Origin of the sequence: Neisseria animaloris, assembly GCF_900637855.1 — a bacterium.
In the GTDB taxonomy this organism is placed as follows: domain Bacteria; phylum Pseudomonadota; class Gammaproteobacteria; order Burkholderiales; family Neisseriaceae; genus Neisseria; species Neisseria animaloris.
This window is the reverse complement of sequence record NZ_LR134440.1, coordinates 952,073-966,498: the sequence shown is the minus strand read 5'-3', so window position 1 is coordinate 966,498 and position 14,426 is coordinate 952,073. Positions and strand designations below refer to the sequence as shown.

General features: G+C 46.1%; 13 protein-coding genes. 5 read left to right on the top strand and 8 right to left on the bottom strand.

The features are described from left to right. The first annotated feature begins 103 nt into the window (after window positions 1-103). The 5 genes from moaA (at window position 104) to tssM (ending at window position 8,358) form a co-directional block, all read left to right on the top strand. Window positions 104-1,078 carry a GTP 3',8-cyclase MoaA gene (moaA, locus tag EL216_RS04575; RefSeq protein WP_085389381.1) on the top strand — a complete coding sequence of 325 codons (975 nt, stop codon included), beginning with the start codon at window positions 104-106 and terminating at the stop codon, window positions 1,076-1,078. 392 nt (window positions 1,079-1,470) lie between these two features. Next, window positions 1,471-2,097 (top strand): type VI secretion system lipoprotein TssJ, encoded by a 627-nt coding sequence (gene tssJ / locus EL216_RS04570; protein WP_085389587.1) that lies wholly within the window; start codon window positions 1,471-1,473, stop codon window positions 2,095-2,097. Between the two features lie 39 nt (window positions 2,098-2,136). Next, a complete protein-coding gene (tssK, locus tag EL216_RS04565; RefSeq protein ID WP_085389382.1) occupies window positions 2,137-3,480 on the top strand; it encodes a type VI secretion system baseplate subunit TssK in 1,344 nt (447 codons plus the stop codon). A gap of 22 nt (window positions 3,481-3,502) precedes the next feature. After that, on the top strand, window positions 3,503-4,750 hold the full coding sequence (gene tssL, locus EL216_RS04560) for a type VI secretion system protein TssL, long form (protein WP_085389383.1): 1,248 nt from the start codon (window positions 3,503-3,505) through the stop codon (window positions 4,748-4,750). A gap of 50 nt (window positions 4,751-4,800) precedes the next feature. Then, window positions 4,801-8,358: a type VI secretion system membrane subunit TssM gene (gene tssM / locus EL216_RS04555; protein WP_085389384.1), complete on the top strand. Its 3,558-nt coding sequence runs from the start codon at window positions 4,801-4,803 to the stop codon at window positions 8,356-8,358. Between the two features lie 1,851 nt (window positions 8,359-10,209). On the opposite strand, the gene EL216_RS04550 is transcribed toward tssM, so the two are convergent. The 8 genes from EL216_RS04550 to EL216_RS04515 all read right to left on the bottom strand — a co-directional run bounded on the left by EL216_RS04550 (window position 10,210) and on the right by EL216_RS04515 (window position 14,422). Next, the gene (locus tag EL216_RS04550) at window positions 10,210-10,626 is read right to left on the bottom strand and encodes a type II toxin-antitoxin system VapC family toxin (RefSeq protein WP_085389387.1); all 417 of its coding nucleotides are present in this window, start codon (window positions 10,624-10,626) and stop codon (window positions 10,210-10,212) included. A gap of 2 nt (window positions 10,627-10,628) precedes the next feature. Continuing rightward, window positions 10,629-10,901 carry a type II toxin-antitoxin system prevent-host-death family antitoxin gene (locus EL216_RS04545; RefSeq protein ID WP_085389388.1) on the bottom strand — a complete coding sequence of 91 codons (273 nt, stop codon included), beginning with the start codon at window positions 10,899-10,901 and terminating at the stop codon, window positions 10,629-10,631. 129 nt (window positions 10,902-11,030) lie between these two features. Further along, complete coding sequence (locus EL216_RS04540) at window positions 11,031-11,456, bottom strand: hypothetical protein (protein ID WP_085389389.1); 426 nt, start codon at window positions 11,454-11,456, stop codon at window positions 11,031-11,033. Window positions 11,457-11,495: 39 nt separating this feature from the next. Then, a complete protein-coding gene (locus EL216_RS04535; protein ID WP_232005268.1) occupies window positions 11,496-12,203 on the bottom strand; it encodes a primase-helicase zinc-binding domain-containing protein in 708 nt (235 codons plus the stop codon). Between the two features lie 109 nt (window positions 12,204-12,312). Beyond that, the gene (locus EL216_RS04530; protein ID WP_085389390.1) at window positions 12,313-12,525 is read right to left on the bottom strand and encodes a hypothetical protein; all 213 of its coding nucleotides are present in this window, start codon (window positions 12,523-12,525) and stop codon (window positions 12,313-12,315) included. A 275-nt stretch (window positions 12,526-12,800) separates the two neighbouring features. After that, window positions 12,801-13,325: a terminase small subunit gene (locus tag EL216_RS04525; RefSeq protein WP_085389391.1), complete on the bottom strand. Its 525-nt coding sequence runs from the start codon at window positions 13,323-13,325 to the stop codon at window positions 12,801-12,803. An 86-nt stretch (window positions 13,326-13,411) separates the two neighbouring features. Further along, window positions 13,412-14,110 (bottom strand): hypothetical protein, encoded by a 699-nt coding sequence (locus EL216_RS04520; protein ID WP_085389392.1) that lies wholly within the window; start codon window positions 14,108-14,110, stop codon window positions 13,412-13,414. Window positions 14,111-14,125: 15 nt separating this feature from the next. Beyond that, window positions 14,126-14,422, bottom strand: coding sequence for a helix-turn-helix domain-containing protein (locus EL216_RS04515; RefSeq protein ID WP_085389393.1), 297 nt, complete (start codon window positions 14,420-14,422; stop codon window positions 14,126-14,128). Between the last annotated feature and the right edge of the window lie 4 nt (window positions 14,423-14,426).

Below are 14,426 nucleotides of genomic sequence, written 5' to 3'. Positions count from 1 at the left end.
ATTCTCCGAAATAACTAGCCCCTAGCCACAATGCAGCATCAACAAAGCGGGCAGGGCAGCATACAATCACCATCAAACACAACACATTATTACAGGTATTGCCATGCTTACCGACGCATTCGGCCGCAATATTGATTATTTACGTATTTCCGTAACCGACCGTTGCGATTTGCGTTGTACTTACTGTTTGCCCAAAGGCTTCAAAGGTTTTGCCATTCCCCAAGACTGGTTGACCATTGAAGAGCTTGCCCGTGTGGCTGCCGCATTCGCACGGTTGGGTACCAAGCGTTTCCGGCTTACCGGCGGCGAGCCGCTGTTGCGCAAAGGGTTGGCTGATTTGGCCGCTGAGATCAACCGCCAGCCCGGTGTCGAAGATATTTCGTTGACTACCAACGGTACGCAACTGCACAAACACGCCTGCGAATTGCGTGAAGCCGGTGTACGTCGTTTGAATATCAGTTTGGACAGCCTGCGCAACGATTGTGTGAAAGATATTACCGGTACCGATTGCCTACCGCAGGTATTGGACGGCATCCGAACCGCCAAAGAAGCCGGTTTCGAACGCATCAAAATCAATATGGTCCCGCTTAAGGGGATTAATGATGCGGATTTAGACGACATGGTAGCTTTCTGTATCGAAAACGGCTTTATTCTCAACCTGATTGAAGCCATGCCGATGGGAGAAACCGGGCAGGCACATGCCAAAGTCAGCTTGCAGCCGGTATTGGCGGAATTGCAGCAGAAGTTTGATTTAACGCCGTTTGAAGGCAAAATCGGCGGAGGACCTGCACGTTATTGGCAGAGTGCCGACGGCGGCTTTACGCTTGGCTTGATTACGCCGATGAGCCAGCATTTCTGCGCCACCTGCAACCGTGTGCGCCTTTCCGCCACAGGCAATATCCATCTGTGTTTGGGACAGGAAGATAAAGTGGCTTTGCGTCCGATGTTGCGTAATGGATGCAGTGATGATGAGTTGGAAGATACGGTTCGTAGTGCGATTATGCGAAAGCCGGAAAAACATGAGTTTGTAGAAAAGCCGAAAAAAATTATCCGAGTTATGGCGTTGACGGGCGGATAGCGGATTAAATTGAAACAGGCCGTCTGAAAAAATACTTTTCAGACGGCCTGTTTCAATTTAAGAATACAGAATAATTGTGGAGGCGGATGGTAAAAAGTGAAAATACTTCCTTGTCTGGATAACGGCTACTATTAGTTGTTGATTAATCCTAGTGTTACGAGATAGAAAAGAATGCTTAAACAAAAGTAAGGAACATTTTTATTGTTTATTGTTCTTATTATCTAAGGTTTATATCAGCCATTACTGCGTAATTGAAGAATTATTGTTTTAAGGCTCGTTTGCTGGTTTACATTTTTTTTCCAAATGCTAGAATTGTAAGAAATTGTTATCAAGCATTGGCCATGATTCGGTTGTTTAAAACATGATGCTTTAAAGAAAGCACGGGAATGAATATGCAAAAGAATTTGATATCGCAGATATTGATTTTAATCTCTTTTTTAATGCTGGGTGCTTGTGCTTCTGATCACAAGCCGCCGAAAGAATCGGATGAAAGCGGCGAAAAAGTCAATGTTCAAATAATCGTTGCACCCGATGTTAACCCCGATATGGTCGGTCGACCCTCTCCTGTTCGTTTGGATTTATACCAGCTCACTTCCGACGGTGAATTCAAACAGTCCAATTATTTCGATCTCATCAACGAAACCAAAGAAAAATTAGGCGATAAACTGATTCAGCATAATCAATATATGCTGCATCCCGATACGGTTAAGGTATTTCCGGTAAAAGTCGATTCGCATTTGAAATACTTCGGTGTGGTTGTCAGCTATCGCGATTTGAATGAAAGCCAATGGCGGTTGATGCTGTTGAAGCAAGACAAACGCTGGTATCAGTTCGGCAGACAATATCTATATCTGAATATCGGTAAAAATACCGTCAGCCAACTTTCCAAACAAGAAATGAGGGAAATGTTGAAAGAATATAAAGAGCGGCATCCCGAACAGAAAAATATTCGGGAAAGCGGCAAAGCGCGTAAGGAAGCCAATGATTTGAGCAAAGGTATTTTCCGCGAAGATAAATAATCTGCACACGTATAACGATAATTTATTTGGGTTGAAAACATGGCAATCGAAGCAAAAGTAGTCTGGTCGGAAGGTATATTCATTACCCCTCAGCATTTCCAGCAATTTGAGCGTTATATTGAATCCGGTCTGCGGCAATTGGCATTATCGCGGGAAGGATATTTTTGGGGATTTTCTTCATTGGTACTTGATACCGGCGGATTGAAGCGAGGCGTTATCGGTGTGCGTGAAGCCGAAGGAGTATTCCCTGACGGCTCGGTTTTTATGTTGTCTGAAAAGCAATTGGAAAGCTTAAGCTTCAAAGTGCCTGCCAATGTTAAAGATACCAAACTGTGTTTGGCGGTTACGCTGCCTTCATCAGTGAATAATGAAATCGGTTTTCCGGAAGAAGGGTTTGCCGGTTCTTTCCGATATAAGGCATTTGACAAAGCATTGGTCGATACAACCAATACCGAACTGGATACCCGTCAGTTGACATTGGCCGAACTCAATCCGATGCTTGTGTTGGAAAGCGATGTAACCAGCGGGCAAACTGCATTGCCCATAGCATTGATTGATTCTTGTTCGGCTGATTTTGAGGTGGTGCTGGACGAAACTTATATCCCACCATTTTTAGGTAGTCAAAAGCAACAGCATTTGAAAGCTTATATTTCCGAAATATACGGATTGCTGATGCAGAAGAGCAATAGCTTGGCCAATGCGGTGAATGATCCGAATACCGGCGGGTCGGTTGAAGTAATGGATTTCATGATGCTTCAAACAATTAACCGGTATTTGGCTTATTTAGGGCATGAGCAGGAAGGTGCACGCCAAACCCATCCCGAGCAGCTGTTTGTAAATTTATCCAAACTTTGTGCGGATTTGATGACATTCTTGCCAGCCAGAAAAGTAGGTGGGCTTCCGGTTTATATGCATAACGATTTGGCTTCCTGTTTCGGCAAGTTGTTTTTCCATCTGCGCAAATCTCTTTCCATTGTGCTTGAGCAGCGTGCCATCAGAATTCCGCTGGATATGCGCGATGAAGCGACGCACGTCGCACAAACGCCGGATCAGACTTTGCTGGATAAAGCCTCGTTTATTTTGGCCGTTAAAGCCGATATGCCGAATGAAGCACTGCGCCAGAAGATTCCCAGCGTGGTGAAGATTGGCACGGTAGAAAAAGTGAAAGAATTGGTGGCCTACCATTTGCCCGGTATCAGAGTGCATGCCTTGTCGGTTGCGCCGCGGGAACTGCCATATCACAGCGGTTATGTCTACTTCGAGCTGGATAAGAAGAACGAACTGTGGGATATGTTCGATACTTCTTCAGGAATGGCCTTCCATCTGGCAGGGAATTTCCCGAATTTGGACGTTGAATTTTGGGCGATTAAATCTTTGAGCTAATTAATTTGATTTGGAACTGTGTATGAATAACCAGAATTATGCTGCTTATGGAAATGTAAATATTTACAACCCATTGATTGAAGCGGCGAAGCCTGTTTTCATTTTGGTCAATGCTATGAGGCAAACAACCAGTCAGTTGCCTACAGATAGTCTGATCAACAAATTTTCTTTGTTGATTAACCGCTTTGAAGAAGACGCTGAAAAAAACGGTGCTAAATATGACGCAATACAGGCGGCAAAATATTGTTTGTGCACGTTTGTGGACGAGTTGGCCGTGCGTGCAGGCTGGGCCGATGAGAGTTGGTCTAAAAACAGCTTGCTGGTGTCTTTTTATGATGAAACGTGGGGCGGTGAGCGTTTCTTCGAAATTATTCAAAATCTAAAGCAAGATCCGGATAAAAATATTGATTTGATTGAATTTATGTATCTGTGCTTGCAATTCGGCTACAAAGGTAAATATCAAGTCTTGGCCAGCGGTGAGCTGGAAGTGGACAAAATCAAAAGAGATTTACTGGCGATCATTCATGCCCGCCGTCCTGACCAAACAGCTAATCTGTTCGGTCATGACCCAGTAGTTAAAAATACCGTACAAAGGCAACGGCGTAGATTGACTATTCCGTTATGGGTGGTAGGAGTTTTAGGTGCGGTAGTGTTAGGCATTGCTTATTTTGCGATGCAGTGGTCTCTTGGAGACGACTTCGATACGGCAAGCACGAAAGTAAACAGCCTCAAGTTGCCTATGGTTGCACCTAAGCAAAGAGAAGTGAAAAACACCGTTCGTTTGCGTCCGTTGCTGGAAAATGAAATTGCCAGGAAATTGGTTTCTGTTGCCGATGCTCCCGACCGCAGTACGGTAACTATTTTGGGTGATGGCTTATTTGAATCCGGTTCTGCCTATATCCAAGACCAGTACTATCCGGTTTTGGCGGCAGTAGGGCAGGCGTTGAACAGTGTTGACGGGCAAGTGGTTGTTACCGGATTTACTGACAACAAACCGATACAGAGTCTGAATTTCCCATCTAACTGGCATTTATCACAAGGAAGGGCAGATGCGGTTAAAGAAATTCTGTTGACTTACGTACAAAACGGAAACAACCGTATTCGTTCGGAAGGCCGTGGCTCCACAGATCCGGTGGCACCGAATGATTCTCCGGAAAACAGAGCTAAAAACCGAAGGGTTGAGATTACATTATTTACTACCGGTACCGGCCCTAGATTAGGCAGCAGTGTGGAGGTGCAGGCTGAATCGGCATCACCCGTTGCGCAATGATCTACCTGAGGACAAGTAATCTGAAATTGGATTGATACGGAAAAACGAGCATGAAAAAACTTCTTTATTTTCTAGGATCCCGCTCTTTATGGGTGATGTTGGGTATAGCCGGTTTGATTATCTTGGTATGGTTTATCGGCCCGTTGGTTTCTGTCGGAGATATTCGCCCGTTGGCGAGTAAAAGTATCCGCTTGGCGGTATGCGCGGCAATCGTGGCAATTTGGTTGGCTAAGGGTATATTCCGGCAATACCGGGAATCGCGCCGCAATGCTGCCTTGTTAAAAGAAATTCGCGCGGCACAAGAACCCATCTTAAAAAGTGCAACGGATATCAGCTCCATGAGCCGTCAGTTTGCGGAGATGGATAAGGTATTGAAAAACGCTAAGTTTTCGAAATCTAAAAACAGCCTGCTGGCCAGACTGGAAGAAGGCCAATATCTGTATCAAATGCCTTGGTATGTTGTTTTGGGGGCCGCCGGCTCGGGTAAAACCACCGCGTTGAAACATTCTGGATTGAATTTCCCGCTGGAAAGTACATTGGGCACTTCTGTAAGCGGTTTGGCCGGTACGCGTGATTGCGATTGGTTTTTATCGGATGAAATCGTGTTGCTGGATACGGCCGGCCGTTTGTCGGTGCATGACAACCATAGCGAAAAAGATTCCGAAGACTGGGAAGAATTCGTATCGCTGTTGAAACGTTACCGTCCCAAACAGCCGATTAATGGCGTGTTGGTTACCGTTGGCGTAGATGATTTGCTGGGCGGTAAAACCAATATTGCCGAGATGTCGGTGGAATTGCGTAAACGTATCCATGAAATGCACAATAAATTAGGCATTCATTTCCCTGTGTATCTGATGATAACCAAGCTCGATTTGCTGCATGGGTTCGATAAGTTTTTCGCACATCTTACCGAAGAGCAGCGCAGCCAATATTTCGGTATTTCATTATCTGCCAACGAGAGTTTGGAAACACCGCTTGCGGCTGCCTCTAATTTGCTGGTGCAGATTCAAGATAAATTGCGTTCTTCCATGTTGGGAACGATTAATAATCTGGAATCCCCGGAAGATAAAGCCGCGGCATTTGCATTTCCGGAAGAGTTTGAACGCCTGAATCAGGCCGTACTTTCTCTGCTGAAAGAATTGTCGAAGTCTTCCAAATTCGAGCAGCCCATTGTTTGGCGTGGTGTATATTTCTCTAGCGCAACCCAGACCGGAGAGCTTTTCAATCCGGCCTTGGAAAGTTTGCAAGGTGAATTTCAGCTGTCGAAAAAATACCTTGATTCAGAGCGCACCAGCCCCGCAAATACGGATTACAGCTTTTTCCTACACAGGTTGTTTTCGGATGTTATTCTCAGTGAGGCCAATTTAGCCGGAGAGAATAAATCTTGGTTTTTCCGTAACCAAATGCTGTATTGGTTGGGGGTGGCAGTTATTGCCGCAGCGGTTATCGGCGGGATTACCTTGATGTTGAACAGTTATGCGAACAACAGCTCGTATTTGTCGCAAGTTACCGATAAAGCAACTCAACTGGAGCAAAAAACTAAATCTTTTGCAGAAGCACCTGATTTGTTGAAAGCGGTTGCTTTCGCAGAGCAAGTACGGGATACCACAAAAAGCGAAGATATTCCTGATCTTTCTTCTCCGCCGTTCAGTTACAGAATGGGTTTGTATCAGGGTGGACAGATGGGTGATGTGGGCGAGTCTGCGTACCGTAGGATTCTCCAAGACAATGTGATGCCATTAATCAGCTACAAGCTCGACGAATTGCTGAGAACTACCAGTGGTTCAGACGGCATCAATGGCTATAACGCTTTGAAAGCATACTTGATGATGTTTAATAAAGAACATTTCGATGCTGCTTTCATGCAGAATTGGTTGATGTCCAATCTGTCTAAGGCAGAATCTGCCGGAATGGATGAACAACAAAAAAAATCCATTGAGCAGGCTTTGAGCCAAGTCCTTTCTAAACAAAGTATCATTTCCAGTGTGCCTTATGATGAAGAATTGGTGGAACGTCGTAGGCAGGAAATTGCACGGCGAGATATTGCAACGATGGTTCTGGAAGACACTCTCACTTCTGTGTCGCGTGAAGGTATAGGAGGAATAACGCCTGTATCGTTTTCAAGCATGGGTGGTGTGCAAAGCCATTTACTGTTTCGTCGTAAAAGCGGCGGTGCATTGAAACAACCGATTAATTTTATCTATATAAAAGAAACATATATTAAAAAAGTGCTGCCTACCATGGTCAAGTCGGCTGAGCGGTTTTTTAGTGAAGATAATTGGGTATTGGGGAATTATGCTTCGCTCAGTCAAAGTAAAGCTTCGGTTCTCTCCGATGCCCAAAGACTGTATTTTGATAACTATATCCGTGCGTGGAAAGGCTATGTGGCCGACTTATCACTGGTTACACCCAAATCGACTCGCGAAAGCATTCAAATTGCCAAATTATTGTCGGAAAAAAACTCTCCTTTGGCGAACATCATTAAAGGAATTAGCGAAAATACAACATTGAACATTAATAACCAGTTGACGGCTAAAGCAGGTAGTAAAGTTGCAGATTGGTTAAATAAGGCAGGGCTTTCCAAGCTACTCGGTACGGAAGGTGAAAATGAAGTTAAAAATGAATTGGCAGCCTTGAAACATTCCACTCCGGTGGATGATGCTTTTGCCGATTTTCATATATTGACGGTGTCTGACAACAACCAGGAACCGGCCATTAACGGTATCACAGAAGCTATTAACGAGCTTTATGTTTATTTGGTTGCTATTAATGTTGCAGTCGAGAAAGGTGTGGATCTTCCGCCTGATGATTCTTTTGTTAAATATAAAGCCGAGGTAAATCGCTTGCCGCTGCCGTTTCGTGAGATGCTGGATAATTTTTCGGGCATTATTCTGAAAAACACCGATAAGGTGGTTGATGAAAAGTTGATCTCTACTTTAGAGAAACAGCTTGTAACATTAACCAACAGCTGCCAAGATATGCGTAAACAAGGTTATCCTTTTGAATCAGGGTCAGCCAATAGTGTAGCACTCGAAAGTTTCTCCAATATTTTTGGGCCGAATGGTATATATAGTAACTTCAATAATTTATCTGGTCAGGCTGCCGTATTGGCAAAGTCGGATAAATTAGAAACAGTGAGGGCTAAAAGTGAGACCTTTAAAGAACGTTTTTCCACATTAGATAAAGTAACAGCCATCCGTCATGCTTATTTCGATAAAGGATCGGAAACTCCCACATTTGATTTTTCCGTGAAAGTATTGATTCTCGATCCTAGCGTAGAAAGTGCCAATATTTCTTATGACGGCAAAAGTTATGTTTACAGCCATGGTCCGGTTGCTCCGGTAACATTTACTTGGCCTTCAAAAAACGAAGGAGCTTTGGCTAAAATCGATATTGCATCTCCTGAAATCAATAGCGCAGGTATCAGTGAAACCGGTGTATGGTCGGTGTTTAAACTGATTGAAAAGGGTAAGATTTTGCGCCAAACAGGTAATACTACCGTAGTGGAATATAATATTCAGGGCAAAAACGTGGTGGTTGAGTTTGCTACCTCTACTGCATCTAATCCCTTTGATTTAAGTAAGTTACGCGCTTTTGAATGTATGTGAACAGAAAACGACTGCAATCATAATTTTAATTGTAAGGGCTGAGATAAAAGGGTGATGATATTGTCAGATTGTTTCAGCTCTGTTTATTTTTAGATTATTGCAGTAAGAATGAATGGCAAATTAAAAAACCGCTTGAAATTTCATTTTCAAGCGGTTGTAATCTTTTGGCAGGGTCTCTATCGAAACGTTCAATTAATATTTTGAATATATTATATTTATTTAAATTTGATTTTTCAGTTACCAACAATTTTACCAACATTTTGCAAAGGTCAAAGCGTTTTGCGGCGGGACTGGTGTTGTTTGCGAAAAGGCAAAAATGCCTGCCTTTTTACGGGTCAGAAAATTCACGCGGCCAATATGTCAGAAAATTCCGTTTCCCTTGTTCCGCTCCCCCTGTTTGTGTTTTGCCGTGGGGTTGTTTTGCAAATATTTGATTTTGCCTGAATGGCAGAATCGGGCAAGACGGGAAAGACGTTTTTAGGCCGTCTGAATGAGTTGACGCGGTTTGTCTTCGCTTCGGGGGTAAATCTGCCATTTGGGTGTTGAGCCGTCGTCTCCATTTTCAAAATGCGCTGCAAGCCGTCTATTTTCGCATCAGGTTGCGTTTCAAACACCTTGCAATACCTATCCATAGTAAAGCCATTAAATCTAATCTATGCGCTTATTTTCAGCCTTTATTTAAATTGATGTGTTTACTTCACATTTTAATGCCCCCGCCGTTTACATGGGATTGATTTTGAAAATGCAGAATTTGCAGGTGCAGAATTTGCAGGTGCAGGGACGTAAGAGATTCGATAGCGGGTATCGGCGTTTTTGCCGATAGGGGGCGCATCTTTTGCAAGGGGTGCGCTCCGCCTTGCCCGTCTGCAATATCGGTACGGTGGCTTTCCGTTTCCGCTCCGTCTGTATGGCACGGTTGCCGGCTCCGTGGGCTGTTTGGCCGTCTTAGGAACTCCATGCCTTTGCCCCCGCTGCGCGGCGGCTCTCTCCCCCTGTTTCTTCATGCTGTTGTCTGCAAGGCGGTAACCTGTGCTGTGGCCGACCGTTTTCCTGTCTGTATTTCTGTCTTCAGGCCGTCTGAAAATCTGCTTGCCCGTTTTTCAAGTTTTTGTGATTTTTCGTTTTTTCGGATTTTTCAGTTTCGGCGATTTTCGCCCCCGTGCATTTTCGCTGTATTTTTTTTGAAAAAAACTGAAAATCGAAAAGCTAAGGCTGCGCCATCAGAACCATACTGCGTATGGTAATTTATAAAGGTGGGTAAAAAGTACCTATCAAAAGGGGGTAAAAATGGCATGACTTGGGTAAAAAATACCCATCAAAACGCCTTTTTGCTTAATTTTTAAGCAGGTGATGGGTAAAAAGTACCCTTATTATTGCAAAAAGTACCCATCAAGAATTAATTAATTTTGAATGAATTGACCCTAAATTGTTGACAATCTGTCCGCAAAATCATCTCGAAGCAGGGATGGTTTTCGACTGGAAGATAGGAAAAATTGTCAACAATCTGCCCTATTTTCTGCTGGTGTTTCGCCTGTTTTTTAAGCAATGTTGATTCTGCATTTGGCGGTTGTTGATGTGTTTGCTTCACATATTCCAATATGTCATTAAATTATCATCGGCTCGTTTTTTCGGATAAGCGGTATCGGTATCCCTTTGTGCTTTTTTACGGGTCAAAAAATTCCCCGCTCCGTGTCTGCAACGGGGTAAATCTGCTCTGTACGGGGCGTTATCTGCTTGGATAAGGGGTAAGGACGTCTGAAAGGGGAAACGCGCTGTAAATGCAAAATAGGGGCATAAAAAACCGCCCTTGTTTAGACGGTCTTCGGGGGATTAAATCGGGCTGCCGATATTTCAGACGGCATCAAAGGGATTAAACACCCTTGCGCCGGTATGGGCAAAGTCGGCGGTATTGCGTGTTACCAATATCAAGCGGTGCTGTATGGCCGCCGCTGCTATCCACGCGTCGTTTTCGGGTGCGGGGTCTGGGGTGTGCAATCGGGCGCAAATGGCGGCGGTGGTTTCATCTATCGGCAAAATGCGGTTTTCAAACGTGGGCTTCACGGTTTGTTCAAGCCATGCCCGCAATACCTGCCCTTGTACTTGGTCTTTGCGTTCCATGCGTAATATGCCCCGTTCAAGCTCCATGATGTTTATTGCGCTGGTGTAAAGCATCGCGGCATCTGTTGATTCCAGCCATGCTTTTACTCCGCTGTTCACTCTATTTGGGCGGCGCGTTTCACTGATTATGTTGGTATCCAGTAAATACACGGTTACTCCCCAAAATCCACTTCCCGCCGTTGTGCTTTGCTGCGCGGCGGTATTTCAAAATCTATTTTTTCCAATTCTGCCGATAGATCGGGGGAAGGCGTTAATGCTTCTAGGGCATTTCGGGGCTTTCCTGCCAGCTTTTGATATTCGGCGTAGCTCAATAAAACCAATGCGGGCTTCCCCCTGTTGGTTATGGTTAACGGGGCATTGTCTGCTTCACGCATGGCGCGGCTCGTGTGTTGGTTAAATTCCCTGCTCGTCATGATGGCTGCCATGATGTCGCTCCTTTCTTTTGTGTTTGTATCTATGTTACTACTTTGTATTGTCTGAAACAATCCAATAGCGTATTACGGATAAAAAAACACCAGCGGCAAGGGCTGGTGTTGTTAGCAAATGTTAACATCTCAAACTGTTTTGGCGAAACTCGCAAGCTCGTTTTCAGACGGCTTTTTCCAATCGTCCGTAAACGTGTGGGTGGCCGGTATATCCAATATGCCCCCGCAATCGTCAACGGCAAAAAAGGTTAGGGCGTATAGGCTGCATCGGTTCTTTCCGCCTTGTCTGCTTACTGTGATGAAGCCTGTATCTTTCAGTTCTTTAATAGCTGCCTTTACTGCTCTGCTGGAAACGCCTATTTCAGCAGAGGCGGCTTCTGTCTGACCCGCCTGTAAATTGCCGTTGTTACTGCCTGTATATTGCGATAACAGATACAACAGCACTTTTACGGCGGTGCCGCTCAATGCTCGAAATTGCGGGGCGCGGATTACTTCTACCGGTAGCTGCCGATATGGTCGGATTGTGCGCTTGCCCCTTTGATGTCGTCTTGCCATATTTCCATTCCTTTTCGGTTGGCGTTTTTTCAGACGGCCTTACTGCTCCAGCGCGTCGGCAAACTTCTGATACACGGCCGCACGCGGATCGGCGTTGGTTTCCAGTATCAGAAACAGTAAATCAGGCCGCTTTTCCCTACGCTCGGCAATTTCCTTTTTGGCGGCCGTCTTGGTGGGGAAATAACCGATTAACAGCGGTTTGGCCGTTTGTCCGTCGGTGTCGGTTGCCCATAGGGGTAATGCGGGGTGATAGCGGATATTTAAGGCCGTCTGAAAAGCGGTATCAGGTATGCCGCGCCCGTGCAGATATTGCGCGGCGGGGTCTTGGCTGTTGATGGGCTGCGCTTCGTGCCATAGGGCAAGCAAGGCGGCCTGTTTGTCTTTCGGTTGGGCGGCAGGCTTGGCAGGCGGTAACGGGGCGCGGGGCTGATGTTGCGTTGCTTGGCCGTCTGAAAAACCCAATAAAGCGGCGGTTTCGTTGGCTGCGTTGGCAAAGTCGTAACCAAACACCAGCATAAGCAAGTCAAAACCGCTGCCGCCGTCGGGGGTGCATTGGTTGCAGATAAATGCGCCCGTGCCTTGATAGTCGGTATAGCGGTAACGGTCTTTGCCGCCGCAATAGGGGCAGGGCTGGTGTTTACGGGTGTTGAGTAGCTCGGCAGGCACACCAAGTGCGGCATGAATTTCAGGCCAGCGGCCATGTGCGGCGGCTTTCAGGTCGGATAGGTCGTAACGGCGGTTATTCATGATGTCTGCTCCGTTTCAGACGGCCTTATCTCGATACCCGCCTGAAAAAAGGTTGCACTTACCCCGCCTTGCCCGCGCGGGGCAAAGCTGGGGGAATAACAAAAGGGGGTTATGCCTGTTGAATCAGGTAGGCGTCGTAAGGCTTGGGATAGGCTTTAACGGCCTGCTCTGCGGCCTGTCTGTCGGCAAATTTGCCAAGTGAAAGCCATTTGCAGCCGGTAGCGTCCAGTTCGGGATAGCAGGCAGCGGGAACGGCAATGCGGGCAATGAATTGTACGGTTTGGGGATTTTGCACTTGTGGCGTGGTTTGAGTTTTTTGCATTTTGAATGCTCCTATACTTTTGAGATTAAGAAACCCATTAGGGGGCGGTGCTCTCTCTGGTGTATAGTCCAGCCTGCGCCTTACGGTTGGCAGACACCGCCATAACTTGACTTGATAGGCCGTCTGAAAATGGCCGCTCAATGTGAAATTTTGGCGTGAAAAAATCAGCGTTTACCCTGCTGATAAGGGCTATACAAATTTGAGAGAGAATCTGTAATTTAATTCTCAATGCTCAAGCTGTCAATGGTTTTGTTTGGCCGGTGTTGTATAAAGTGCTATATCAAGTGCTGTACATACAACATCACGGCGGCCAGTCCGATTTTTTCCGCGCTGTTTCCTACGATGGCTTCCAAGTCTGCAATGGTGGCCGATTTTTCTTTCTCCCCGAATAAATCGATCACCGCCCTTACTTCGCTTTCATCAAGCCGGAAAGGTTCGGGTTTCGGCGGCGTGGTATCGGCAATTTCCGCCTTATCCACAATCAAGCCTAAAATCTTTGCTTTGCCCATTGATGCGGAGACGGCGGCTCCTGATTGTGGTGTCGGTGCGTTTAATGCTTTCTGCCGCGCCTGCTCAAGCTCTGCAATTACATCGTCCACGGTTACTGCGTGTCTTGCCCTGTGTTCCGCCTTTAAGCCGTCAATCATCGCGGTAATATCGGGGTCTTGAAGCAGTTTATAGGCTTCGTTGGTTATCGTTTCGGGCTTCATGTTTTCGGCGTTGTATGCCTGCCGGTATGCTTCGCTTGCATTGCCTGTTTCCACAAACAGACGGGCAAAGTGTTCCTGTTTCGGTGTCATGGTATATATCCTTTCAGCAAGCCGCCATCGTGCGCGTTATAGGGCGTTTGCGCGGCCTGCGTATAGTGTCGGGTATGGGCAATGTCTTACTGCGCGTTTTTCATCGCTTCTTTGCAGTATTGATCTACTTGGCCGGAAACATCGAAAACACCGTTATGGCTGCCGTCTTCCCGCTGCTGTAAATTAAAGCCGTCAATGCGTAAATCAACGGCGCGGGCGGGTATGTGCTGCCCGTAAGCGGGGGCGGTTGTCCTGATACCGCTTTCAATCAGCTTATCGCGCATCATGGCGGCGGCTTTACCATATCCGGCCAGCTTGGCGGCGGCCTGTGCAAACGCTTCCGCCGCTTTCAGATATTCGGGAATATGCTCATTCTCGATTTCGGCGGCAAACATTTCATATTGCGATCCAAGCAATAAACGGCGCAATTCTTCAATGCGGTTTGCCAGTTCCAAACGCTCGGCATACAGACGCTCTAAAAGCTCGGATTGCGCTGCCAAAATATCGGCCGCCCGGTCGGCTTGGTCTCTCTTGGCGGCAATGGCCGCGTCAAGCTCTTTTACTTCGCTGTTTTCAAAATCGGTCTTGCCTATTGAAAGCAGGCGGGCAAAAAGGCTTTTCCGTTCGCTGCGTAAATGCTCGGCTTCGGCAACGGTTTCTTTTGCTGCCGCCGCGCCTGTTTCTGTTGCTGCTATTTGAGCATCCAGTTCTTCCATCTGCTTTTGTGCTTGTGCAAATAATTCTTTTCTTGTTTCAAGTGTTTGTTTTGTATATTGAAAATCCATTTTTTACTTTCCTTTTTAGTTTGCCAGCGTGTAGATACCGCGTTTAACGGTTCTGCCGCGTTTATTGATATGCGGCTGCATGGTGCAGACAACGGGATAACCTGCATGGCGCAAGTCATAGATACGCGCCTGAAAGCCCATGATGTCCATTTGTGAGGCTTCGTAGCTCGTGATGCTGCCGTGGGTGCGGATATGGTTCAGGATTTCGCCGCATTGTGAATCAGGCTCAAACGGGGCATAATGGCGGCCTGATTTTGGGGGATTGATGCCGTCTGAAATGCTTTGTGCGTTTTGGGCGGTTTCGTTTTTCATGATT

Bases quoted from the DNA above. Each gene is read 5' to 3' on its own strand.
- EL216_RS04520 (WP_085389392.1), bottom strand. From the start codon at position 14,110: ATGGATTTTCAATATACAAAACAAACACTTGAAACAAGAAAAGAATTA.
- EL216_RS04535 (WP_232005268.1), bottom strand. From the start codon at position 12,203: ATGAATAACCGCCGTTACGACCTATCCGACCTGAAAGCCGCCGCACAT.
- EL216_RS04530 (WP_085389390.1), bottom strand. From the start codon at position 12,525: ATGCAAAAAACTCAAACCACGCCACAAGTGCAAAATCCCCAAACCGTA.
- EL216_RS04515 (WP_085389393.1), bottom strand. From the start codon at position 14,422: ATGAAAAACGAAACCGCCCAAAACGCACAAAGCATTTCAGACGGCATC.
- tssJ (WP_085389587.1), top strand. From the start codon at position 1,471: ATGCAAAAGAATTTGATATCGCAGATATTGATTTTAATCTCTTTTTTA.
- EL216_RS04545 (WP_085389388.1), bottom strand. From the start codon at position 10,901: ATGGCAGCCATCATGACGAGCAGGGAATTTAACCAACACACGAGCCGC.
- tssK (WP_085389382.1), top strand. From the start codon at position 2,137: ATGGCAATCGAAGCAAAAGTAGTCTGGTCGGAAGGTATATTCATTACC.
- EL216_RS04540 (WP_085389389.1), bottom strand. From the start codon at position 11,456: ATGGCAAGACGACATCAAAGGGGCAAGCGCACAATCCGACCATATCGG.
- EL216_RS04525 (WP_085389391.1), bottom strand. From the start codon at position 13,325: ATGACACCGAAACAGGAACACTTTGCCCGTCTGTTTGTGGAAACAGGC.
- tssL (WP_085389383.1), top strand. From the start codon at position 3,503: ATGAATAACCAGAATTATGCTGCTTATGGAAATGTAAATATTTACAAC.
- tssM (WP_085389384.1), top strand. From the start codon at position 4,801: ATGAAAAAACTTCTTTATTTTCTAGGATCCCGCTCTTTATGGGTGATG.
- moaA (WP_085389381.1), top strand. From the start codon at position 104: ATGCTTACCGACGCATTCGGCCGCAATATTGATTATTTACGTATTTCC.